This is a genomic window from Allobosea sp. P4_C6 (assembly GCF_056402015.1).
Genome location: NZ_JBFUIF010000017.1, coordinates 168,118 through 189,280, shown reverse-complemented (window position 1 = coordinate 189,280; position 21,163 = coordinate 168,118). Strand labels below are relative to the sequence as shown.

The window sequence follows — 21,163 nt, the reverse complement described above, 5'->3', positions numbered from 1 at the left end:
GTTCGAGGACTATTCGCGACGTGATCCGGACATAGCGTTCGGCCATTTGCAGGCTGTGGCGACCCTGTCTCTGGCCGCCTTCAGCCCTTTGAGAGAGAAGYGCCCGTCATAGGCGGCCCCTTGAGGTGTCGAGAGGCGGATGGCCATGCCCCCCTCGTCGGGAAGGGAGAGCAGCAGCCTTGCGACGTCGCCCTTGAATGCGGCCCCGGCTCCAAACAATGGCGGCCCCGCCGCAACCTGCACGAGCTGACCGTCATTGAGGCCGTAGGACAAAACGTAATCGGCGCCGCTGCCGGAGATGGCTGGTCCCGTCACGACCATCTCCGTTCGGCCCCCGCGGCAGTACATGGAAAGCTGCATCGGAGACCCGGAACCGACGCTGGACGATGTCGTCGCCGTGACCATCGGCGTATAGTTCACTGGTGATGTGGTTTCGCTGATGATCCAGTCACCACCGCCCGCCAGCTCGGCCGCTCCCTGCGCCAGAGCGATCCGGCTCGCAATCTCGAAGGCGGCGACCAGCGCAATCCCTTTCATCGAGACACTCGCGGTGCAGATCCCTGGCGATCCAGCCATTCCTGAGCTGCCGCGAACCGGTCGAGCCCCGGAACCGTCGCGGCCAGATTGATCGACTTCCATTTCTCGTCGAAACCCGGCTCCTGCAGCTTCCCGATGCGGCTGAACAGGATATCGACGAAGCGGGCCACGCGATCATGGCGGTTGGTCTGCGCCGGCCAGTTGAACGCGACGAGCGCAGTCGGCACCGCAATCGTCGGCACGCGTTCTCCAGGCTTGATCAGGCCGGGGTATTCGCCCGCTTCGAGCACCGCCGGCAGGTAGTAATCCTCGAATTTGCTGTCGTATTTGACGGGGAGAAACTTGAAGCCGGGCTCGAAGCGCCCGCGCACGAACGCGTCCACCGGCTTGGATGTGATGAAAACGACAGCCGCCATCTCGCCCTTGCGCATCTGCTCGAGCGCGACCTGATGGGGAATGAAGGTCTGCTCCGCATTGATGCCGAGGCGACTGAAGATCAGCGGCCCCGAATAGGCGGCGGCGGTTCCACGGGTGTTGAAATTGACTTTCTTCCCCGCGAGATCCTGCAGGCTTTGAATCTCGGGCCGAACGAAAACATGCAGCTCCGACGGAAACAGATTGAGCAGGTAAGTGATCTTGCGCCGGATCTGGGGGACCTGAATCTTGTACTCTTCCAGCGCGTCGGAGTTGATGATCGCCGTATCGATGCCGCGCAGATACAGCAGCGAGTTCAGGTTTTCCGTGGCACCGCGCGTGACGATCGGCAGGACATGCAGATTCGGCCCGTCATCGACGACGCGAGCCATCTCGGCGCCCAGGCGAAGCGGCGCGCCCTCCAGCAGGCCTGCGGCGAGGCCGACCGTCCAGGCATTGGTCTTCTCCTGCTCCGTTTCGGGCGGACGCGTCCGGCGCGGTGAGGCTGTGCTCTGGGCGCTGACCTGTGATGGCTGCGCCTGCGAATGGGTCGGCACGAAGACCGGAGCGAGCGCAGCGCATGCGATCAGCAGGAGCAGGCGCCGTATCGGGAGCAGGTTCATCCTCGTCTTCCCTTCCAAATTCGCGAATAATCCCGCAGCCGGCGTCCATCGCTCTGCGGGAGCGCCTATCGAAGCAGTGCGTCGGCGCGTTGCTTGGCCTCTTGAATCCCCCCGGCCTGCGCCTTCGCATAAAGCTCACGCGCCCTCGTCACTTCGCCGCGCGTGCCATAGGTGCCCCAGGCCGACAGGATGCCGGGGTCATATGTCTCGGCGAGCATGAAGCTCGCCCGAGCGCTGCCCGTTTCCGCCGCACGTTCGAGCACGGCCCGCGCAGATCCGATATCGCCCTGACCGAGCAACGCGCTCGCCCGCGCGATCAATCGCGTCGCTTCCGGGTTGCCTTGCACATCCGAAGTCGCTTGCACAGGCGCGACCGCCACGACGGCCGGCGCCGCCATTGGCGGTTCGGGAGCATGGTTGACTTGCGCGACAGCTGCGGGCGCTTCAGCCAAAGCGATGAGGGGTGCAGCGGCCGCGAGTTCCACGGCCATGACGGCGATCCGTTCGCGTTCCGACTGCAGGGCTTGCCGCAGTTCCGCGATCGTCCTCTCGCTCGCCTGCCTGAGTTTGCCGGATTCCTCACCGGCACTAAGAGACTGAGCCGTCTGCGCTTCGCTCGCACGCTGCGCCGTCGCCAATTGTTGCGTCAGTCCGGCGCTTCGCGCGCGTTCCTCTTCGAGCGCCTGGCGCTGCTGCTCCCGCGCCGTGTTCAGGTCCTTGCGCGCTGCCGCGACCTCGGCGAGAGCTGCCGTCTTCTGTCGCTCCTGTTCAAGCGCCGATGCGCCCTTTGCGGCTTCGGCTTGCTTGAACCGCTCCGTTTCGTCGCCGGCTTTGCGTAGCTGTGCCGTCTGCGTCTCGATCGCACGCTGCGCCGTTGCCAGCTGGCTCGCCAATCCGGCGCTTCGCGCCCGTTCCTCTTCAAGCGATTGGCGCTGCTGCTCCCTGGTCGCGTTCAGGTCCTTGCGCGCGGTTGCGACGTCGGCGAGCGCCGCCGTCTTCTGTCGCTCCTGTTCGAGCGCCACCGCGCCCTTTGCGGCTTCGGCCTGCTTGAATCGCTCCGCCTCTTCATTGGCTTTGCGCAGCTGTGCCGTCTTCAATTCGATGTCTCGCCGTGCGGCCGCCAGCTCGCTCGCCAGACCGGCTCCACGGCCGCGCTCCTCGGCGCTCGCCTGCTGCTGTTGCCCCGTCAGTGCAGCCAGGCCCTGTCGCGCGGCAGCCGCCTCTTGCATCAGAGCCGCCGCTTTCTCGCGTTCCTGCGCCAGAGACCGTTCACTGTCTGCTGCCGCGGTCCGCATGCGCGCGTCCAGCATGTCGATGGTGCGTCGGGCTTCGGTCAGTTCCTGCTCCATTCCGACGCGCTCTGCGTTCCAGAGTTGTTGCGCGTCCGGCTGCGGCAGCTTCGCGATCTCCGGCACCTGTTCGGTGGATCTTCCCTGCGCTGGCGTGTCCGCATGATCGGCGCCGGCTCGCAGGCTCGACGCGATGGCGATATCGGAGCTGCGACTCGGCAACTGGATAGCGCTCGTACTGCGTTGTGCGCTGCCCTTCGCGGAGCCGGATCTTTCGATGTCTCCCGGGGCAAGAAGCACCGCCACGACCATTGCTGCAGCGGCACCGCCGAGAAAGGCGACGCCATGACCCCACCCCGCCGGCTGCCCGGCCTTACGGGAGTGTTTGCTTGAGAAGCCGCGGCTAGCGCCCGCCGCCTGTCGGGCGCTGTTACCCGCCGAAGCCTCGGCCTGATGGCGCGCTATCCGCCTGTTGTCCTCGACCCAGTCGCGAGCCCAGTGCACGTCACCGCCAGCCAAGCCTGCAGTGCCCTCGACGACGACTGCTTTCTCAACGTTTCGTGCACTGTCGATCGTATTGCGCATTTAACGGGTGCCTATTCGGTCGGCGGCCCCGGGGACTGCCCGGCGACACGCTGGGCCGGGTGCAAGCTGGTGCTCCAGGAGTCGGGGAACGGCATCTACATCCGGCCAGTCGACGAGCGTTCGAATCCGCCTCCTGCCGATAAACCTGAGCGCAGATCGGCCAAGTCTAGAAGTCGCGCATCGGGGCAGGCGTTGAACTGACGAGGTACCCCATTTGTACGGTTGCGACGATCGGCCCGAATCCGCCGATCGTTCAACCTCGCGCCATGAGCGGACTCCGGCTCATCACCCGAAAGCCGGCCGCAGGAACGCAGCCGCCTCAGGAGGCAAATTCGGCGCACCCTCCGGGGGCGAAATCCACATCATCTTGCAATGCTGGCTCGTGACGTGGAGGCGGGGCGCGACCTCCTGCTCAAATCCGATGCCAGGCCGCTCCTCATCTCGGCGTTCAGAGCCCGCCAGTCGCAAGGCATTCTTCACCGGCCGCGTCTCCCCGAAAGAAGTTTGGCGCAGAGCGCACGCAACCGTCGCGCTCTACGCCAGCCTTGTCGAAAACCCGTCGGGTCTAGGCAAAGAAGCGGGCAGGCCGGAAGCTCTCGAGTTCGGGCCGCTCTGTGGCGTTGATGATTTCGTCTGCGGCCATGGCGCCGAGCGCGGGGGAGAGCGTCGCACCGCTATGCGTCACCATGACGTAATAGTTCTCCACGCCCGGGACGGGTCCGATGGCTGACAGGCCGTCCTTCGGAATCGGCCTCACAGTAACGCGCGCAGCTTCCGGCTTCACGGGTGCGATGCCCGGCAGGATGCGGGTGAGGCGATCGACGAGATCCGCGGCCTGTTCCATTCCGGGGTTGACCCCGATCTCGGGCGTGACGGCCGCATCGGCAGCGCCCCAGTGCAGCATCAAACGACCGGCTCCATCCGGGCGAAAATCGCAGACCGGTGATGCGACGACACGTTGGATGCTCGCTGGTACGGGCGGGGTGAAAACGAGAAAGCCAACGGTCGGTGCCAGCGGTATGTTCGGGAGGTCCGAGCCGATGGTGTCGTTCGACCAACGGCCGGTGCAGTTCACAACGAGATCGGCATAAAAGCTTTCGCCACCTTCGCTGCGCACGCCCTTAACCTTGCCGCTCTCGACGATCAAACCGGAAATCCTCGTCTGGGTGCGCAGGGTTGCGCCGTGCCGCCGGGCAGCGCTCATCATCGCGTGGGCATAGACCACGGGATCGAGCCAGCCATCATTCGGGCACCAGGCGATCGGCGCATCGCCGATCGCCTCGGGCGCGATGTCCGGCTCCAGTTCGAGCAACTGCTTGCGATCGATCCACTCGACCGCATAATCCCAGCTCTGCAAACGCTCGACCTTGGCTTTAAGGGCAGCCTGCTCCGGTTCAGCTCTCCATTCGACACGGCCACCGCCATGCCACCAGGGCGTCGCGCCGAATTCGTCTTTCAGGGCGGCGTGCGCCTTCATGCCGGCGACGTTGAGGTCGTGATAGGCGCGCGGCGACTTGTTGCTGGAGTTCGTCCACGCGAAGGAAATGCCCGACGTGCCCCCGCCGACGCGGGTCGCTTCGAGCACGGTGACCTTGGCGCCGGCGCGCGCGAGCCGATAGGCGACCGACGTCCCGAGGACGCCGGCACCGACTACAATGATCTCAGTCATGATCCCTATCCGTTCAAGAATGCCGCGGTCGGCCCTCAGGCCGCGCGCCTGCTGGTCCAGCCATCGCGGACAAGCGATTTCAGATCGCCCAGCGACATGTCTTCCAGGCCGATATCGCCGAGCAGATCGTTCTCCGCCGCGAAATCCCTGCCGTAGAGCGCCGAGAAGATGTCGACGCCGGCTTGATGCAGCGTCGCGGGGCGGCCAGCCATCTTGCCGAGAAGGACTGTCGGGTGCAGGCCGAAGGGTGCATCTTCCAGGACATAGCGCGTATCGATGTTGCTGGGTCCGTTGCCGCCATTGCCGCGCGCGGCGAGCTGACGGGCCATYTCGCCCACGGGACCGGGCTCGACATGGAAGGAGAGGTTATAGTGCTCGCGAATGGTGCGCACCTTGTAGCCTGCGGCCTCCGCAATCGCGAGGCGCTCGGCGTCGAGGGCTTCGAGGAGGCGGCCGACGGAATCGGTGTTGTTTTCGTTCTGGCCCCAGGTCTCGCCATGCTCCATGCGCGTGAAGTTGCACAACGCGATGCCGAGATGGTTCTGAGGATTGAGATTCGACAGCGAGATCGCAAGCGCGTCGTCGCGTTGGACGAAACGATCTCCGAACAGCTCCTGGCAGGTTTTCATGCCGCGCTCGGAAGCCGAGACGGGGATTGTGGCGATGTCGACCTTGGAGCGGATCGTCGAAACGTTGACGCTGGCATCGCCGGTTCTGCGGCCGGCGGTCACGGTCGTTCCCCAGACGACGACGGGCACATCCAGGCCGCGCTCGGCGATCCTGCGCGCGATGTAGAGGCCACTGAACGACGTATGGGAGCTGATGATGACGACCTGCCCGGAGACGAGATGGGCAGCCGCGGCGTCCATGGCCTTGCGGTGGCCGTTCGCCGGCAGGGCGAAAAGCACGGCGCCGGCACCGGCTACAGCTTCGGCGGCGCTCGCGGCCATGGCAACCTTGAAGCTGCCGGACAGGCTGCCCGTCGCGGTCAGCGCTTCGCCCTTGGCGATGCTCTGGCCGCTCTTGCCGGACGGCGACCACAGAACCGGCTCGTGGCCGAGAGAAGAGAGAAGAGCGGCATTGCCATAGGCAATCGAGCCCGCACCGAGCACTGCGACACGCATCGTCCTGATCCTTGGGAGTTGTTGGTGGTTTCGGAGCAGGCCGGGCATCAATGTCCGGCCTGCCTGCTGGACGCCGCTGGCGTCAATACTTGTAGCCGGCCTTTTCCATATATTGCTTGGCCAGGTTGAAATCGTAGGAGATCGGCTTCAGCGCATCATGATCGTAGTATTCGGAGGTGAAGGGCATTGGCACCGTGCCCGGTTTGCCGAACCCCGAGACCACGTTTTTGATGATCTGCTCGCGCGGGATCATGTGGCTCATCGCCTTGCGGACATACACGGCGGCCTCGGCAGCGCGGCTGGGATCCTGCTTGCCGAGCGGCGTCTCCACACCGGTTCCGAAGACCGGATGGTCCATGTTGAGGCAGGTCTGCATCCACTTGAACGAGTCGAAGCGATTGACCTTGCCCCAGGACGCATCGACCGTGTCGAGCAGGCCGCCGACGTCATACATCGGGTCGTGAGCATCGATGGCGCCGGATTTGATGGCGCTGAGCAGGGCATCCGCGCCCTGGATGTTGACGACATAGAAGGTCTTGACGTTGCCTTCGGTCTTTTTCCAGTAGTTCTCGTTCCTGCTGTATTTGTAGGCCTTGCGGGAAGGATCGAAACCCTGCGGGATCCACGGCCCGGTGCCGACGGCGCCTTTGGCTTCGAAGACCTTGCCGTCTGAGGTCTTAACCGGGAAGGTGCCCAGCCAGGTGCTGATTACATGGCCACGCAGCTCCTCCGGCTTCAGGCCCTTGTAGGCATGCTTCGGCATGATCGCGATGACCGGCATCAGGAAGTCGAGGAACATCGCGTTCGGCTGCGGCAGCGTGACCGTGATCTCGTGGGTGCCGGTGATCTTGTATGCGTCCGACGAGCCCATCACCGTGCTGAGCGGCGCCTGGAACAGGCTCGCATAGGCCTTATCGATGATGGTATCCCAGGTGAACTTCACGTCTTCGGCCGTGAACTCCTCGCCGGAATGCCACTTCACGCCCTTGCGCAGGCTCAGCACCCAGGTCTTGCCGTCTTCCGAGCCCTTGACCGATTCCGCCAGTGCCGGAACCAGCTTCTTGTTGGCCCAGCTGTCGTATTCCATCAGCGCGTTGTAGGCGGGGCCGAAGATGTTGGCCTCGTTGTAGCCGCTGCCATACATCGGGATGAGCTGGCTCGGCGGCTGCCAGGAGGCGAAAGTGGCGGTGACGTCGCCGGTGGCGCCCTCGATCGTCCAGTCCTCGGGGCGCGGATAGAAGACCGGGTTGTAGGTCGTCGATTCCAGGCCCTTCAGCTTGGGGTTGGTGATGATCACCTCCTCCGGATAGAAGACCATATGAAGCGGCTCGATCTCGTACCAGCGCTTCACGAACGCATTCATCGCCGCCTTGCGGTCTTCCGCCGTCACGGCGCGAGAATATCTCTCAATCGACTCGTCGATCTGCTTGTCCGCGACGCGGTAATAATTCTGTCCGTTGGGCGGAATGTTCTTGCTGTGAAACAGCGTTTCCGGGCTCGGGGACAGACCGCTATAGTAGATTCGCTCGGAATACATGTCGAAGCCGCCTTCGACATGGGTCTTGCCGCTGTCGTTTGCGCGCCTGGCGATCACGACGGAGGGAGGCTGGTAGCTGGCGTTGACGTCGATGCCGAGCCGCGCAAACTGCTTGCCGATCAGGTCGGTCCAGATCATGCGCGACTGCAGGTTGTTGAAGATCATCAGATAGAGCTTGAAGAAGGGCGGCTTGGCCAAGGCAGGCTCCGGAAGCCCGCCGGCCGCGAGCGCCGCCGCTCCGGCCCCGGTCCATTTGAGAACATCACGTCGCGTCGATTTCTCAGTCATCGCTTTCCCCTTCTTTTGTGTGATTGGAAACCGGAGCCCCGGTGTCTTCAGGCCTGGAAGCGCGCCGGGCGGAACTGTTCGAGTTCGGCTCTCTGGCGCCCATGCAGCACCTCGTCCGCCACGGCCTGGGCGAGGAAGGGCGAAAGCGTGACGCCGCTATGGGTCACGACCACGTAATAGCCATCGACACCGCGTGCCGGCCCGACGGTCGAGAGCCCGTCCGCCGGAATGGGCCGCACCGTCGTCCGCACCGCCTCTGCCTTGACGCCTTTCAGGCCCGGCAGGATTTCAGCGGCGCTTTCCATGGCGATCCGGGCCTCCTCGCAGTCCGGCGTGCGGCTTTCGAGCGCCGCGAAGCGGTCGTCGAGCGAGTCCTTGCGCACCATCAGGCGGCCGGCGCCGTCCGGACGAACATCGACATCGGGGGCATGGAACGGCCGGCGCAGCTCGACGCCGACCGGTGGGGTAAAGACCAGGAAGCCGACGGTCGGCGCCAGCGGAATGTTCGGCACGGTCTGGTTGACCGTCTCGTTCGACCAGCGCCCGGTGCAGTTGATGACCAGATCCGCTTCATGGAGCGCGCCGCTATCGTCGCGCGCGCCGATCACGCGACCGTTGCGCGTCTCCAGGCCGGTAATCCTGACCCCTGTCCTGATGGCGGCACCGTAGCGCTGGCGTGCGGCTCGCAGCATCGTGCCGGCATAGAGAACCGGGTCGACCCAGCCCTCCTCCGGGCAGAAGACGATCTGCGCGGCATCAGGGACAGCGTCCAGCGCAATCTCGGGCTCCAGCTCGCCGAGCCGCTTCTTGTCGATAATCTGGACGTCGTAGCCCCATTCGCGCAGCCGCACGACCTTTTCGGCTTGCGCCGCGACATCTGCCGGATCGACGCGCCATTCGAGACTGCCGCTCTGATGGAACCACGGCGTCGCACCGAATTCCTCCTTCAGCGCGGCATGGGCACGCATGCCGGCGACGTTGAGGTCGTGATAGGGACGCGGCGTCTTATTGTTGGAATTCGTCCAGGCGAAGCTGACGCCGGAGGTACCGCCGCCGATGCGGTCAGCCTCCAGCACCGTGACCTTCGCGCCGCCTTGCGCGATGCGATAGGCAACCGAGCTGCCGACGATTCCGGCTCCGACGACGATGACGTTCATCATGGCATGGTCCTGTGGTGGTCCGCGTTCAGCGCGGATTGTGGCAAGCAAAGGCGTGGGTGCCGTCCGGCGCGGACAGCGGCGGAACCTGCTGGGAGCAGACCGGCAAGGCAGCCGGGCAGCGGGTATGGAAGACGCAGCCGGGCGGGCGTTTCACGACACTGGGGATCTCGCCGCTGATCGCGTCGCGCGGCTTCTGCCGTGCCGGATCCGGCACCGGGATCGCCGAGATGAGGGCCGCGGTATAGTGATGGCGCGGACGCGCGAAGATCTCGTCGACGTCTCCGACCTCGACCAGATTGCCGAGATACATCACGGCAATGCGGTTGCTCAGGAACCGTACCGAGCTCAGATCGTGAGAGATGTAGAGATAGGAGAGCTTCAGCTCCTCCTGCAGCTCGGCCAGAAGGTTGAGGATCTGGGCACGCACCGAGACATCGAGCGAGGACACCGGTTCGTCGCAGATCAATAGACGCGGCTCGACCGCCAGTGCGCGGGCGATGCCGATGCGCTGGCGCTGGCCGCCGGAAAATTCGTGCGGATAGCGGTCGGCATGCTCAGCCGGAAGGCCGACGCGCTCCAGCAGGGCGTCGACCGCGCTCTCCCATTGCGACTGCGGCAGAAGGCTATGGACCCGCAGCGGCTCGGAGAGAATCTGCCGGACGCTCCAGCGCGGATTGAGCGAGAGATAGGGATCCTGGAAAACGTATTGCATCTGCCGGCGCAGCGCGAGGATGTCGGGCCGGCGATCCCGGCCGAACGTCTCGCATACATCGGTGTCGCCGAGACGGATCGACCCGGATGTCGGCGCGACCAGGTGCAGGATGGAGCGTGCGGCTGTCGTCTTGCCGCAACCGCTCTCACCGACGATGCTCAGCGTCTCGCCGATGCCGAGGTCGAAGCTGATGTCGTTGACAGCACGAATCTCGCCGGTGACCTTCTGGCGGAAGAGCCCTCGCCGATGCAGCGGGTAGCTTTTCACCAGCCCGTCGACGCTGAGAAGCGGCTTTTGCGCGACCCGCTGACGCGCTTCGGCCATCGATTCTATCAAGGTCTCAACCATGGCCGGGCACCCCCGTGCTGCCGCGCTTCAGGCAGTGGACGACGCGGCCGGACTCGATCGCCGCGGCCTGAGGCACGAGACGGGAGCATTCCGGCATCGCTTCCGGGCAGCGACCGGCGAAACGGCAGCCGCCGCTGAGCGTTTGCCCCGGAGTCGCAGCGAGGCCGACTGTCGGTAACCTTTCGCGGCGCCCCGCGGCGTCGATGGCGTAGCGCTTGTCGATCCGCGGCGTCGAGGCGAGCAAGGCCTGCGTATAGGGGTGGGACGGGCGGGCGAAAACGGCGTGCTTGTCGCCGGTCTCGCAGACCTGCCCCGCATACATCACGGTGATGCGATCGGCGATGCGCGCGACTACGCCCATGTCGTGCGTGACGAAGATCATCGACATGCCCAGGCGCTGCTTCAGCTCCTCGAGCAGATCGAGGATCTGCGCCTGGATGGTGACGTCGAGGGCGGTCGTCGGCTCGTCGGCCAACACCAGAGCCGGATTGCACAGCAGCGCACGTGCGATGCAGACCCGCTGCTTCATGCCTCCGCTCATCTCGTGCGGATATTGCGACAGGCGCGGGCCCGGATCGGTGATTCCGACGAGGCGGAACAGCTGCTCCACCCGTTGGAGTGCAACAGAACGCGGCAGCTTTTCGTGGACCTTCAAGATCTCCGCGAGCTGGGCGCCGACCGTCAACAGCGGGTTGAGCGAATAGCCGGGGTTCTGGAAGATCATGGCCAGGCGGCGCCCACGCAGCTTCTGCATCTCTCGCTGCGACTTGGCCGCCAGATCCTCGCCTTCGAAGACGATGCGCCCGCCCGCGATCCGCCCCGGAGGCGGAAGCAGGTTGAGAATCGCCAGGCTGGAGAGCGTCTTGCCGCTGCCGGATTCGCCGACGATGCCCATCGTTTCGCCGGCACGAACCTGGTAGCTGACGTCGTCGACGATCCGTACCGGCGCGCTCCAGGGCGGGAACTGGATACGCAGGTTCTCGACGGAGACCAGCACCGGCGCGGGTGTTTTTGCAGCTTCGGACCGTCCTGGCGAAGCAGCTTCAGCCTGTCTTTCGGCAGCGAGGCTCGTCATCAGCTTTTCGCCCGCGGGTTGAAGGCGTCGGTCAGGCCGTCAGCCAGAAGATTGAATCCGAGGACGGTGAGGAAGATCGCCGCACCGGGGCTGAGCGAGGCCCAGGGCGCGACCTTCAAAGCCTCGTAGTTGAAGTAGAGAAGCTGGCCCCAGCTCACCGCAGCCGGGTCCCCGAAGCCGAGGAAGCCGATCATCGCCTCCGACAGCACGGCGCCGCCGATGCCAAGCGCGATGATGACGACAAGCGAAGGCAAGGCATTGGGCAGGATATGGCGGAACAGGATGTCACCGGATGTCGCGCCGATGCATCGCGCCGCCTCGACGAACTCCWGGTTCTTGAGCCGCAGGAATTCCGCGCGGGTCATCCGTGCGATCGGCGCCCAGGAAAAGACGCCGATCAGCAGGATGATCACGCTCAGGTTGAGATAGGGCACGCTCTCGAGCGGCGTGTTGACGACCGTGACCCCGAGCAGCCGCACCACCGCAAGAATGACCACGAAGACCGGGATGACCAGGAAGAAGTCGGTGAAGCGCATCAGCACTTCATCCGTCGTGCCCCCACGATAGCCGGCGAATCCACCAACCAGCACGCCGATCAATGAGGCGATCGACATGGCGCCGAGGCCGACCGCGAGAGCTGTCGGGGCGCCGTAGATCAGGCGGCTCAGCACATCGTAGCCCATGCGATCGGTCCCGAGCAGATGCGTCCAGCTGGGCGGTGCCTTGGCGCCGGGATCGATCATCGGGCTCTGGTCCTGCGGATCGAAGGGTGCGAGGAACGGGCCGACGACGGCGGTTGCGATGACAAGCATCACGAGAACCAGCCCCAGCATGCCGGTGCGACTTCTGCTGAAGCGCTGCCAACCCTGTCGCCAGATGCCCTTGGCCGGCTTGGCGATGCGCTTCGCGACAGGCGGCTGACTCGTGATCGTCTGGTCGGTCACGCAGCTCACTCCAGGCTGATGCGGGGATCGATGAGGACGTAGATGACGTCCGTCAGCAGCGTCGTGCAGATCAGCATGAAGGCGATGACCGCGCTCGCGCCCATGATSACGGGRTAGTCGAGCTGRTGGATCGCSGAGATGTAGAGRTAKCCGAGCCCSGGCCAGGTGAAGACGGATTCGGTTACCGGCGCCGTGCCGAGCATCAGGCCGATCAGCAGACCGAGATAGGTCAGCATCGGGATGAAGGCCGCACGCAGCGCATGAACGAAGATGACGCGTCGTTCGGGAATGCCGCTGGCGCGCATTGCCGCGATGAAGTCGCTTTTCAACACGTCCACCATGTTGGAACGCATCAGCAGCGTCAGCGTCGCGGTGTTGAAGAATGTCAGCATCGCAACTGGCAGCACCATGTGCCAGAGCGCATCGAACACCGGGCTGCCCCACAACGGGTTTCGCGTCGAATAGGCGCCGTAGCTAGGCAGCCAGTCGAGCGTGTACGAGAAGACGAAGATCAGCAGGATGCCGAGGAAAAAGGCCGGCAGTGATTGGCCGAGCAGCGCGGTGCCCATCACCGCGAAATCCGAGCGCGAATGCTGGCGGCGCGCGGCCGTGATTCCGAAGAGAATTGCGACAGCGAGAGCGATCAGGATCGCGGGCAGCTGGATCTTGAGCGTTTCCCAGCCCCAGGTCAGGATCAGCGATCCGACGGGCTGGTTGTAGACGATGCTGGTGCCGAAATCGAGGTGCGCCAGTCGCCCGAGCCAGAGCAGGTAGCGGGTGAGCGGGGGATGGTCGAGCCCGTAATAGGCCTTCATCCGCTCGATCACCTCGCCAGTCATGCCCGGCGTCTCGGCCATCATCAGCTCGATCGGATTACCGATCGCATTGACCAGGAAGAAGATCGCCGCGCTGACTCCGAGCATCAGCAAAATCGCAAAGATCAGCCTTCTCGCTAGAAAGACGGCGATTCGCATCCGGAACAACACCCTCAGTTTATTTTGGACATAGAGCTCCTGTGTTCCAGACATGCTGTTCGGCACGCCCAGAACCGGGTCGGTTTGTTTGATCTATGTCAATGAAGGTCAGCGTATGGACGCAAAATCAGGGCGTCAAAGAATATGATTTTGCCAGTTCATTCCCTGAGGTTATGATCTCGACCGGCCCGGCAGCCGTGCGCCTCATGGATCGACGCGATAGCCGAGCCGCTCGAATTCGTCCTCGATGTCCCGCATCAGCGCCTCGGCCAGCGAGGAGCTGATCAGGCTGTTGGGGCGCACATGCCAGACGGGCGAAAAGATCTCCGGAGCGAAAGGCCTTACGACGAGGCCTCGGCCGACGAACTGCTGCGCATTGACCTCGTCGACGAGAGCAATCCCGGCACCGCTGGCGACCATGGCGCAAGCGACGTTGGCCATCGGCGCATCAATGAACATGCGCGGCAGGATGCCTGCTTGCTCGAACACCTTCTCGATGGCTGCGCGGCGGTCGGCCGATCCGATCGATACGAAACTCTCGCCGTCGAGGTCCTCCGGCCGGATTCTCTGCCGGGTCGCCAGATGGTGGCCGTCGGGGAAGACACAGGCATTGGGAATGCGCGCGATCATGCGGCAGATCACGTTCGGATGCGGGGTGGAATGCTCGGTGATACCGAGATCGATCTGCCCGGCGATGGCCCATTCGATAATGCGATCGGAGCTGCGCGAATGCAGCTTGACCGCCGTCTTTTCGTGCTTCCGGCAGAAGCGCGTCAGCAAGGGCGGCACGATCGTCCCGGCCAGCATCGGCATGACGCCGAGATTGAGACGGCCGAATTGGAGCTCGCGGATGTCCTTCGTCATCCGCTCGAGACGCTCGACGCTTTCCCAGGTCCGCTGAACCTCGGCGAAATACAATTCGYCATCCCGCGTCGGCTTGAGCCGTCCTTTCGTGCGCTGGAAAAGGATGATGCCGGTGCCGCGTTCGAGTTGGTACAGCATCTTGCTGGCGGCGGGCTGCGAAACGGACATCATCTCGGCTGCCTGGGTCAGCGTGCCGAAGCGCATGATGTGGCGGAAGAGTTCGACGTGCCTGAGATTTATCGCCATCCGTCCCCTCGCAGGAATGCGTCCGCCGCGTATTTGTGATCAGGATTAGGCGGTTCGGCGCAGTGAATATTCGCGACCGTCCCGCAATGCGATGACCTAGACCGGAGCATTGGAGAAAGGCGGCGGAGGCTTGAGTCCGGCGCTGAAGGCCTCGACGAGCCTGCTGGTGGGCCGGCCGCGCTGGCGGAAAAGGAAGATCGGGACGCGTATAGCAGGCCGGAAGCTGCGAAATACAAGGCCGCGATTGTCGCGTTCTCGGGCGGCCTCGCTGTCGACGATGCCGACTCCGCATCCGGCGGCGACAAGTGCACAGACCGTAAGGCCGAGACTCGCATCGATGATGGTCCGCGGGTGCTGGCCCGCCGTTTCGAGGGCCTGGGTCAGTTTGCGGCGGAATTCGTCGTCCGGACCGAGGGCGACGATCGTCTCGCCATCGAGGTCGTGGGCCTCGATATCAGGCTTGCGCGCGAGCGGATGTCCCTCGGGCAGCGCGATGATGCCTTCGAGATCGAAGAGCTTGCGCCGGGAGAGGTTGTATTCCTCGCTTCGGAGCTGGGCGATGCCGAGATCGATCTCGCCGCTTCCGACCAGGCGCGCGGCATCGACCGAATTGCTCGAATGCAGCGTGATCGCCACGTCCGGATGCGCTGCCGAGAAACGGGCGACCATCGCCGGAAGCCAGCCGATGCCGAGCGCAGGGATCGTGCTGACGACGATACGGCCCTGCTTGCGATCTCCAAGGCTGGCGGCGAAGCGCGACAGGTTCTGCATGCCGAAATAGGTTCGCTCGACCTCGGTATAGAGCAGGCGAGCCTCCTCCGTAGCCGCGATGCCCTTGGTGGTGCGGGCGAAGAGGCGCAGGCCGAGTTCGGCCTCCAGCAGCTTGAGAGCCTTGCTGACCGCCGGCTGGGAGATGTGGAGGATGTTGGCCGCCTCGGTGATCGAGCCGGAATCCATGATTGCCTTGAAGACTTCGACCTGACGGTAGTGCATGGGATAGCATAACCTCAATTCATATAGATCGTAAATTTATGAATTTGAGATAGATCAAAAGCTGTGATCTGCTGGCTTTCGTCGCCGCCATCCGCATCTCGACAGGATGAGCAGGAAAGCGACCAAGAAACCAAAGACTGACTTCGCATCGTGAAAGCGGTGGACGCCTAGCCGTTCGCCCACACTCGCGCGACCGCCGAAATTGCCAGCTTGGGGAACAGCACAACATGCGCAGCCTTCGTCATTCCTCCACCGTGGCGGCACTCGTTGCCGGTCTGTCTCTGGCCGCCGTGCAAGCCTTCGCCCAACCCGCGGGCGTCTTGCGCGTGGCGGTGGGTGCCGATCCCGCGACCTTCGATCCCGCCTTCAACGATCTTCCCGTGGGCAACGCGGTCGATCTGGCCGTGCTCGAAGGGCTCTATCGCCTCGACCCGCAGAACAACGTCCAGAAGAGCCTGGCCACGGACTCGTCCTTCTCGCCCGACGGCAAGGTGTTCACCGTCAAGATCAAACCCGGCAGGACCTTCAGCAACGGCGATCCGCTGAATGCCGAGGCCGTCGCGGCCAGCTTCAACCGCATGCTGGACGAGAAGACGGGCTCGATCTATCGCGGCCTTTACGCTTCGCTCGGCACGATCAAGGCCGTCGGGGAAGACACCGTCGAGTTTCATCTCGCCGAACCCAACGGCCATATCCTGATGCTGCTCGCCAACACGGCAGCGAGCATCGTCAACGTCAAGGCGCTCAAGGAGATGGGGGCCGAGTACGGCCGCAAGCCGGTCGGCTCCGGTCCGTACATGGTGGAGCGCTTCGTCGGCGGCGAAGGTTTCAGGCTCGTGCCGAACCCGAAATATGCGGGCGACTATCCCGCGACGCTCAAAGCGATCGACTTCAGCGTCGTGCCCGAAGACGGCTCGCGCATGGCTTTGATGGAAACCGGCGCGGCCGACATCGTCGAGCGTGTGCCGCCGGAGTCGATCGACGCGATCAACGCTCTGAAGAGCGCGAAGGTCGTGACGCCGCCGAGCATGTTCTCCGTGAACATGGAGATGGTCCTGCGCGGTCCGCTCGCCGATGCGAAGGTCCGGAAGGCTCTGAACCTCGCGATTGATCGCGACGGCATCGCCAAGGGCGTTCTGGGCGGGCTGGGCACGCCATCGGTCGGCATGGTCGGCCCGGGCACGCAGGATGAATTGCGCAAGACCTTCCCCTTGCTCCAGTTCGATCCCGAAGGCGCAAAGAAGCTGCTGGCGGAGGCCGGCTACAAGCCGGGCCAGCTCGCGCTCAGCTTCACCTGTCCGACCGGGCGCTACATCAAGGACGTCCAGGTCTGCCAGGCGCTGGCGGGGTCCTTAGAGAATGTCGGCATCAAGGCGACGCCGCTTGTCGTTGATCGCGGCACCTGGACCAAGGTCGTCGGCATGGAGCCCGCGCAGCGCACGGACAACATGGGCATGGTCGGGCGCGCCACGGCGGGGATGGACTACACGCTCTATCGGCTCTTCTTCACCGGCGTCGGCGCCAACCGCACGGGCTATTCCAATCCGCGCGTGGACGGGCTTCTGAAGGAAGGCCGCGCTGCGACCGACCCGGCCAAACAGAAGGAGATTTACGGGGAGATCCAGGAGATCGTGTGGAAGGATCAGCCCTTCCTCTTCCTCTGGTACCAAACCCAGGCGATCGGCGTGGCGAACCGCGTGCAGGGCTTCGCCGTCCAGCCCAACGAGACGCTGGTCTTCGACAAGGTCACCCTCAAGTAGCGCCGGAAGCGGAGGCGGAACGATGTTCGTTCTCAGACGCCTGGGCGGAGCGCTGCCGACGCTGTTTGCGGTCTCGCTGCTCGTCTTTTTCTTCGTTGACCTCATTCCGGGCGACCCGGCGCAGATTCTCGCCGGGCCGACCGCGTCGAACGAAGAGATCGAGAGCATTCGCAAGTTCCTCGGTCTCAACGAACCGCTGCTCGCGCGCTACGGGCATTTCATCCGGGGCATCTGGGATCCGGCTGCCGCGACCTCCTTCCGCACGCATCGGCCCGTCGTCGTCGAGCTGGCGGAGCGTTTGCCCAACACGCTGATCGTCTCGATCGGCGGCCTGGCGATCGGTGTCCTCGTCGGCACGCTCGCCGGCATCGTCAGCGCCATGCGCCCGGGCGGGGCGGCGGATGCGGCGATCACCGTGCTGACGCTCGCCGGCATCTCGATGCCGATCTACTGGCTCGGGCTGCTCTGCATCTGGCTGTTCGCGGTCAATCTCGGCTGGCTGCCGGCAGCCGGCGCCTCGACGCCCGCGCATTTCGTCCTGCCGATCCTCGTGATCGCCACACGCCCCGCCGCCATGTTCAGTCGCCTTGTCGCGGCGAGCCTGACCGAGGCGATGGGCAAGGACTATCTCGATACGGCCCGCGCCAAGGGGCTGAGCGAGACCCGTGTCGTGCTCGCCCACGCGCTTCGCAATTCGCTGATCGCAGCGGTCAGCGTCGCCGGCGTGCAGTTCGGCGGCATGCTCGGCGGCTCGGTCGTGACCGAAACCGTCTTCGGCATCCCCGGCGTCGGGCGGCTGCTCGTCGATGCGGTGTCGCGCGCGGACTATCCGGTCATACAGTACGCGATCCTGATGTTCGCGGTCTTCTTCGTCCTCATCAACCTCGTCACCGACCTGCTGACGCAATGGCTCGACCCGCGCACGCGTGAGCAAGAGAGGCCGGCATGAGCGTGGTCCAGGACATGGCGCCTGCCGCCCTCCACCGTCCCCCGGCCCCTGCGGCGCTCGCGCCACGCCCGCATTGGACGTTGTTGCGGCGCATCCTCGCCCAGCCCAAGGGCGCGATCGGCCTGACATTGGTCGTGCTTTACCTGCTGCTCGCGATCTTTGGGCCCATGCTGGCTCCGCAGGATGCTTTCCGCCAGAACTTCGCGCAGACGCTTCGGCCGCCTTCTGCCGCGCATTGGTTCGGCACGGATCAGCTCGGGCGGGACGTCTTCAGCCGTGTGCTGATCGGAGCGCGCGCGACGCTCGGTATCGGCGTCGGCGGCGTTACCGTCGCGTTCCTCATCGGCGTGCCGCTCGGCATCCTCGCCGCCTGGCGGCGGGGCTGGATCGAGGCGCTGCTGATGCGCGTCATAGACATCATGCTGAGCTTTCCCGACATCGTCTTCGCGCTGGCGGTCGTGGCGATTCTCGGCGCCAACACGCAGAACGTGATCATCGCGGTTGGCGTGGTCTCGATCCCCGTCTTCGCGCGTACGGCCCGCGCCGTGACGCTCAGCATCCTGGCCGAGCCCTATATCGAGGGCTCCGCGGCCCTTGGTGCGAGTCCGATGCGCATCATTCTGCGCCATGTGCTGCCGAACATCGCCGGCACGCTGTTGACGCTCTCGACGCTGCTCTTCGCGTCGACCTTGCTCTCGGCCTCGGGCCTCGGATTTCTCGGGCTCGGCACGCAGCCGCCCTTCCCGGAATGGGGCACGATGCTCGGCGAAAGCCGTTCCTACATTCGCAGCCACCCTTATCTGGCGACTTTTCCGGGACTATTCCTCGCCGTCTCGGCGCTCGCCTTCAATCTGCTCGGCGAGGCGCTGCGCGTGATCTACGACCCGACCAGCCGGCGGAGCGGCCGCCGGGCGCCCCTGTTCGCGTTCCTGCGCCGCCGACCTGCCGCGGCACCCAGCATTATCGACGATAAACCTGCAGAGGATGAGAGCGCTGTTTCCGTCAAGGCCCTGCGCATGGCGTTCCGGACCGGCGACGGGTTGCTCGATGTCGTTCGCGGCGTCGACCTGGCGATCCAATCCGGCCGGACGCTCGCGCTGGTCGGCGAATCCGGCTCAGGCAAATCGACTTTGCTGCGTGCGATCGGCACTCTCGCCAATCCGCAGGAGATCGCGATCACCCAAGGCAGCATCAGCCTCGGTGGCGAGCCGACGCTCGGACTTTCCGCCAAGGCGTTGCGCGAATTGCGACGACTCAAGATCGGTGTCGTCTTCCAGGACGCGGCGAGCGCGCTGAACCCGGTGCTGACGATCGGGGACCAGCTCGCCGAAGCGGTGCGCACGGGAACGCGTCTCGATGAGCAAACCGTCAGGCAGCGCTGCATCGCGCTGTTGAAGGACGTCAAGATCGCCGATCCCGAGCGGCGTCTCGACATGTACCCGCATCAGTTCTCGGGCGGCATGAAGCAACGCATCGTTATCGCGATCGCGCTTGCCCAGGACCCGCAGGTTCTGCTCGCCGACGAGCCCACCAGTGCGCTGGACGTCACGATCCAGCAGCAGATTCTCGTCCTGCTGCGCGAGATCCAGGCGCAACGCGGGATGGCCGTGCTGCTGGTCACGCACGATCTTGGCCTCGTCGCTCGCTTCGCCGACGACGTGGCCGTGATGTACGCCGGCCGCATCGTCGAGAGCGGCGAAGTCGCAACCGTGCTGGAGCGGCCGCTGCACCCTTACACAGTGGCGCTGCGCACCTCTGCTCCGGGCAGCGGCGAGAGCCGTGGCCAACCCCTGCGCAGCATTCCCGGCGAGCCGCCGCTGGTCGGCCGCTTTCCCGATGGCTGCACCTTCCGTCCGCGCTGCCCGCGCACACAGGGGCGGCCCGCATGCGCGGGCCAGGAGCCGGAGCCGCGTCCATTGGCGGGCCGGATCGTCGCTTGCGCTTTCGCCGAGGAGGGCCTGCAATGAACGCGGCTGTCCGCCCGCCGCGCCGCCCGGCCGCCGAGGTCGACGACGTCGTCGTTGTCGACGGCGTCAGCCGGCATTTTGGTGGCCGGAAGGCGATTCTGAGCCGTGTCGCGGCGCCGGTGGTGCGCGCTGTCGACGGCGTGTCTTTCAGCGTCCGACGGGGAAGCTGTTTCGCCATCGTGGGGGAATCGGGTTCCGGCAAGAGTTCGCTCGCTCGGTTGATCGTCGGATTGCTGAGGCCGACCGCCGGTGAGGTCGTCGTCGATGGCACGCGTCTCTCGAGCCTCGACAAGCCGGGCCTGCGCGCGCTTCGGCGCAAGGTTCAACTGGTGCTGCAGGACCCGCGCGCGTCGCTCGATCCCCGGATGACCGTGTCCGACACGCTTGCGGAGGCGTTGACCGTGCATGGCCTGCACCGCGAACGTGTCGCCCGGTCCGAACGCATCAACGCCGTCATCGCGATGGTGGGGCTGAATGCGGCGCATCTCGCCCGCTATCCGCATGAATTGTCTGGTGGTCAGCGTCAGCGCGTCGCCATCGCCCGCGCCATCATCTGCGAGCCTGACATCCTCGTCCTGGACGAACCGGTGAGCGCGCTCGACGTCTCGGTCCAGGCGCAGATCATCAACCTGCTCGCAGAGCTCCAGGCGCGGCTCGCCCTGACCTACATCGTCATCACTCACGACCTCGCCCTGGTTGCCCACATGGCCGATGCGGTCGGGGTCATGTATCTCGGCCGCTTCGTCGAACAGGGCGATGTCGAGGAGGTCTGCGGCGCGCCGCGTCATCCCTACACGCGCAGCCTCATGGCAATCGCCGCGCCCGCAACGCCGTCGGGTCGGGGCCAATCGCTCGCCATGCTGGAAGGCTCGATCCCGAGTCCACTCGCCATCCCGAGCGGCTGCAGTTTCCACACGCGCTGCCCGCTCGCCAGGCAGCGTGCCGCCGAGGGGCTGCCGAGCGTGGCTACTCCGGACGGACTCCTGCCACGCATCTGCGTAGAAGACACCCCTGCCCTCCACCCTGCGCCCGGGGGCCGCAGTGCCGCGAGCTGCCATTTCGCGGATCAACGCCCTCATATCCAAGATAGCTGAAAGACGAAGGA

Annotated in this window: 17 protein-coding genes; 4 read left to right on the top strand and 13 right to left on the bottom strand. The window is 64.9% G+C overall.

The window, feature by feature from the left end; all coding sequences use genetic code 11:
- Positions 1-9: 9 nt before the first annotated feature.
- The 13 genes from AC1DVA_RS14685 to AC1DVA_RS14625 form a co-directional block, all read right to left on the bottom strand.
- Complete coding sequence (locus AC1DVA_RS14685; protein WP_476806316.1) at positions 10-537, bottom strand: hypothetical protein; 528 nt, start codon at positions 535-537, stop codon at positions 10-12.
- Positions 534-1,574, bottom strand: coding sequence for a TAXI family TRAP transporter solute-binding subunit (locus AC1DVA_RS14680; protein ID WP_265051756.1), 1,041 nt, complete (start codon positions 1,572-1,574; stop codon positions 534-536). Before AC1DVA_RS14680 ends, AC1DVA_RS14685 begins: the two co-directional genes overlap by 4 nt.
- Positions 1,575-1,639: 65 nt before the next feature.
- Positions 1,640-3,448, bottom strand: a complete 1,809-nt coding sequence (locus AC1DVA_RS14675; RefSeq protein ID WP_476806315.1) for a coiled-coil domain-containing protein — start codon at positions 3,446-3,448, stop codon at positions 1,640-1,642.
- 565 nt (positions 3,449-4,013) lie between these two features.
- A complete protein-coding gene (locus tag AC1DVA_RS14670; protein ID WP_476806314.1) occupies positions 4,014-5,117 on the bottom strand; it encodes an NAD(P)/FAD-dependent oxidoreductase in 1,104 nt (367 codons plus the stop codon).
- Positions 5,118-5,152: 35 nt separating this feature from the next.
- Positions 5,153-6,241, bottom strand: coding sequence for an NAD/NADP octopine/nopaline dehydrogenase family protein (locus AC1DVA_RS14665; RefSeq protein ID WP_476806313.1), 1,089 nt, complete (start codon positions 6,239-6,241; stop codon positions 5,153-5,155).
- Positions 6,242-6,323: 82 nt separating this feature from the next.
- A complete protein-coding gene (locus tag AC1DVA_RS14660; protein ID WP_265051752.1) occupies positions 6,324-8,066 on the bottom strand; it encodes an ABC transporter substrate-binding protein in 1,743 nt (580 codons plus the stop codon).
- Positions 8,067-8,113: 47 nt separating this feature from the next.
- A complete protein-coding gene (locus tag AC1DVA_RS14655; RefSeq protein ID WP_476806312.1) occupies positions 8,114-9,226 on the bottom strand; it encodes an NAD(P)/FAD-dependent oxidoreductase in 1,113 nt (370 codons plus the stop codon).
- 25 nt (positions 9,227-9,251) lie between these two features.
- Complete coding sequence (locus AC1DVA_RS14650; RefSeq protein ID WP_476806311.1) at positions 9,252-10,262, bottom strand: ABC transporter ATP-binding protein; 1,011 nt, start codon at positions 10,260-10,262, stop codon at positions 9,252-9,254.
- Positions 10,263-10,278: 16 nt separating this feature from the next.
- On the bottom strand, positions 10,279-11,361 hold the full coding sequence (locus AC1DVA_RS14645) for an ABC transporter ATP-binding protein (RefSeq protein WP_476806310.1): 1,083 nt from the start codon (positions 11,359-11,361) through the stop codon (positions 10,279-10,281).
- Positions 11,361-12,305 carry an ABC transporter permease gene (locus tag AC1DVA_RS14640; RefSeq protein ID WP_476806309.1) on the bottom strand — a complete coding sequence of 315 codons (945 nt, stop codon included), beginning with the start codon at positions 12,303-12,305 and terminating at the stop codon, positions 11,361-11,363. The genes AC1DVA_RS14645 and AC1DVA_RS14640 overlap by 1 nt, the downstream gene beginning before the upstream one ends.
- Positions 12,306-12,310: 5 nt before the next feature.
- Positions 12,311-13,228 carry an ABC transporter permease gene (locus AC1DVA_RS14635; protein ID WP_476806308.1) on the bottom strand — a complete coding sequence of 306 codons (918 nt, stop codon included), beginning with the start codon at positions 13,226-13,228 and terminating at the stop codon, positions 12,311-12,313.
- A gap of 255 nt (positions 13,229-13,483) precedes the next feature.
- Positions 13,484-14,389: a LysR substrate-binding domain-containing protein gene (locus AC1DVA_RS14630; RefSeq protein ID WP_476806307.1), complete on the bottom strand. Its 906-nt coding sequence runs from the start codon at positions 14,387-14,389 to the stop codon at positions 13,484-13,486.
- 96 nt (positions 14,390-14,485) lie between these two features.
- Entirely contained in the window at positions 14,486-15,382 is an 897-nt protein-coding gene (locus AC1DVA_RS14625; RefSeq protein ID WP_476806306.1) for a LysR family transcriptional regulator, read from the bottom strand.
- Between the two features lie 227 nt (positions 15,383-15,609).
- Between AC1DVA_RS14625 and AC1DVA_RS14620 the strand changes: the two genes are divergently transcribed.
- From AC1DVA_RS14620 to AC1DVA_RS14605, 4 genes are read left to right on the top strand one after another with little or no spacing between them, the layout of a single operon-like run.
- A complete protein-coding gene (locus AC1DVA_RS14620; RefSeq protein ID WP_476806305.1) occupies positions 15,610-17,142 on the top strand; it encodes an ABC transporter substrate-binding protein in 1,533 nt (510 codons plus the stop codon).
- Positions 17,143-17,164: 22 nt separating this feature from the next.
- Positions 17,165-18,091 (top strand): ABC transporter permease, encoded by a 927-nt coding sequence (locus tag AC1DVA_RS14615; protein WP_476806304.1) that lies wholly within the window; start codon positions 17,165-17,167, stop codon positions 18,089-18,091.
- Complete coding sequence (locus AC1DVA_RS14610; protein ID WP_476806303.1) at positions 18,088-20,058, top strand: dipeptide/oligopeptide/nickel ABC transporter permease/ATP-binding protein; 1,971 nt, start codon at positions 18,088-18,090, stop codon at positions 20,056-20,058. Before AC1DVA_RS14615 ends, AC1DVA_RS14610 begins: the two co-directional genes overlap by 4 nt.
- Positions 20,055-21,152: an ABC transporter ATP-binding protein gene (locus tag AC1DVA_RS14605; RefSeq protein ID WP_265051741.1), complete on the top strand. Its 1,098-nt coding sequence runs from the start codon at positions 20,055-20,057 to the stop codon at positions 21,150-21,152. The genes AC1DVA_RS14610 and AC1DVA_RS14605 overlap by 4 nt, the downstream gene beginning before the upstream one ends.
- Positions 21,153-21,163 lie beyond the last annotated feature (11 nt).

Excerpts from the sequence above, each read along its gene's own strand:
- AC1DVA_RS14655 (WP_476806312.1), bottom strand. The coding sequence starts at position 9,226 with ATGATGAACGTCATCGTCGTCGGAGCCGGAATCGTCGGCAGCTCGGTT.
- AC1DVA_RS14605 (WP_265051741.1), top strand. The coding sequence starts at position 20,055 with ATGAACGCGGCTGTCCGCCCGCCGCGCCGCCCGGCCGCCGAGGTCGAC.
- AC1DVA_RS14680 (WP_265051756.1), bottom strand. The coding sequence starts at position 1,574 with ATGAACCTGCTCCCGATACGGCGCCTGCTCCTGCTGATCGCATGCGCT.
- AC1DVA_RS14670 (WP_476806314.1), bottom strand. The coding sequence starts at position 5,117 with ATGACTGAGATCATTGTAGTCGGTGCCGGCGTCCTCGGGACGTCGGTC.
- AC1DVA_RS14620 (WP_476806305.1), top strand. The coding sequence starts at position 15,610 with ATGCGCAGCCTTCGTCATTCCTCCACCGTGGCGGCACTCGTTGCCGGT.
- AC1DVA_RS14650 (WP_476806311.1), bottom strand. The coding sequence starts at position 10,262 with ATGGCCGAAGCGCGTCAGCGGGTCGCGCAAAAGCCGCTTCTCAGCGTC.
- AC1DVA_RS14625 (WP_476806306.1), bottom strand. The coding sequence starts at position 15,382 with ATGCACTACCGTCAGGTCGAAGTCTTCAAGGCAATCATGGATTCCGGC.
- AC1DVA_RS14675 (WP_476806315.1), bottom strand. The coding sequence starts at position 3,448 with ATGCGCAATACGATCGACAGTGCACGAAACGTTGAGAAAGCAGTCGTC.
- AC1DVA_RS14610 (WP_476806303.1), top strand. The coding sequence starts at position 18,088 with ATGAGCGTGGTCCAGGACATGGCGCCTGCCGCCCTCCACCGTCCCCCG.
- AC1DVA_RS14660 (WP_265051752.1), bottom strand. The coding sequence starts at position 8,066 with ATGACTGAGAAATCGACGCGACGTGATGTTCTCAAATGGACCGGGGCC.
- AC1DVA_RS14615 (WP_476806304.1), top strand. The coding sequence starts at position 17,165 with ATGTTCGTTCTCAGACGCCTGGGCGGAGCGCTGCCGACGCTGTTTGCG.
- AC1DVA_RS14645 (WP_476806310.1), bottom strand. The coding sequence starts at position 11,361 with ATGACGAGCCTCGCTGCCGAAAGACAGGCTGAAGCTGCTTCGCCAGGA.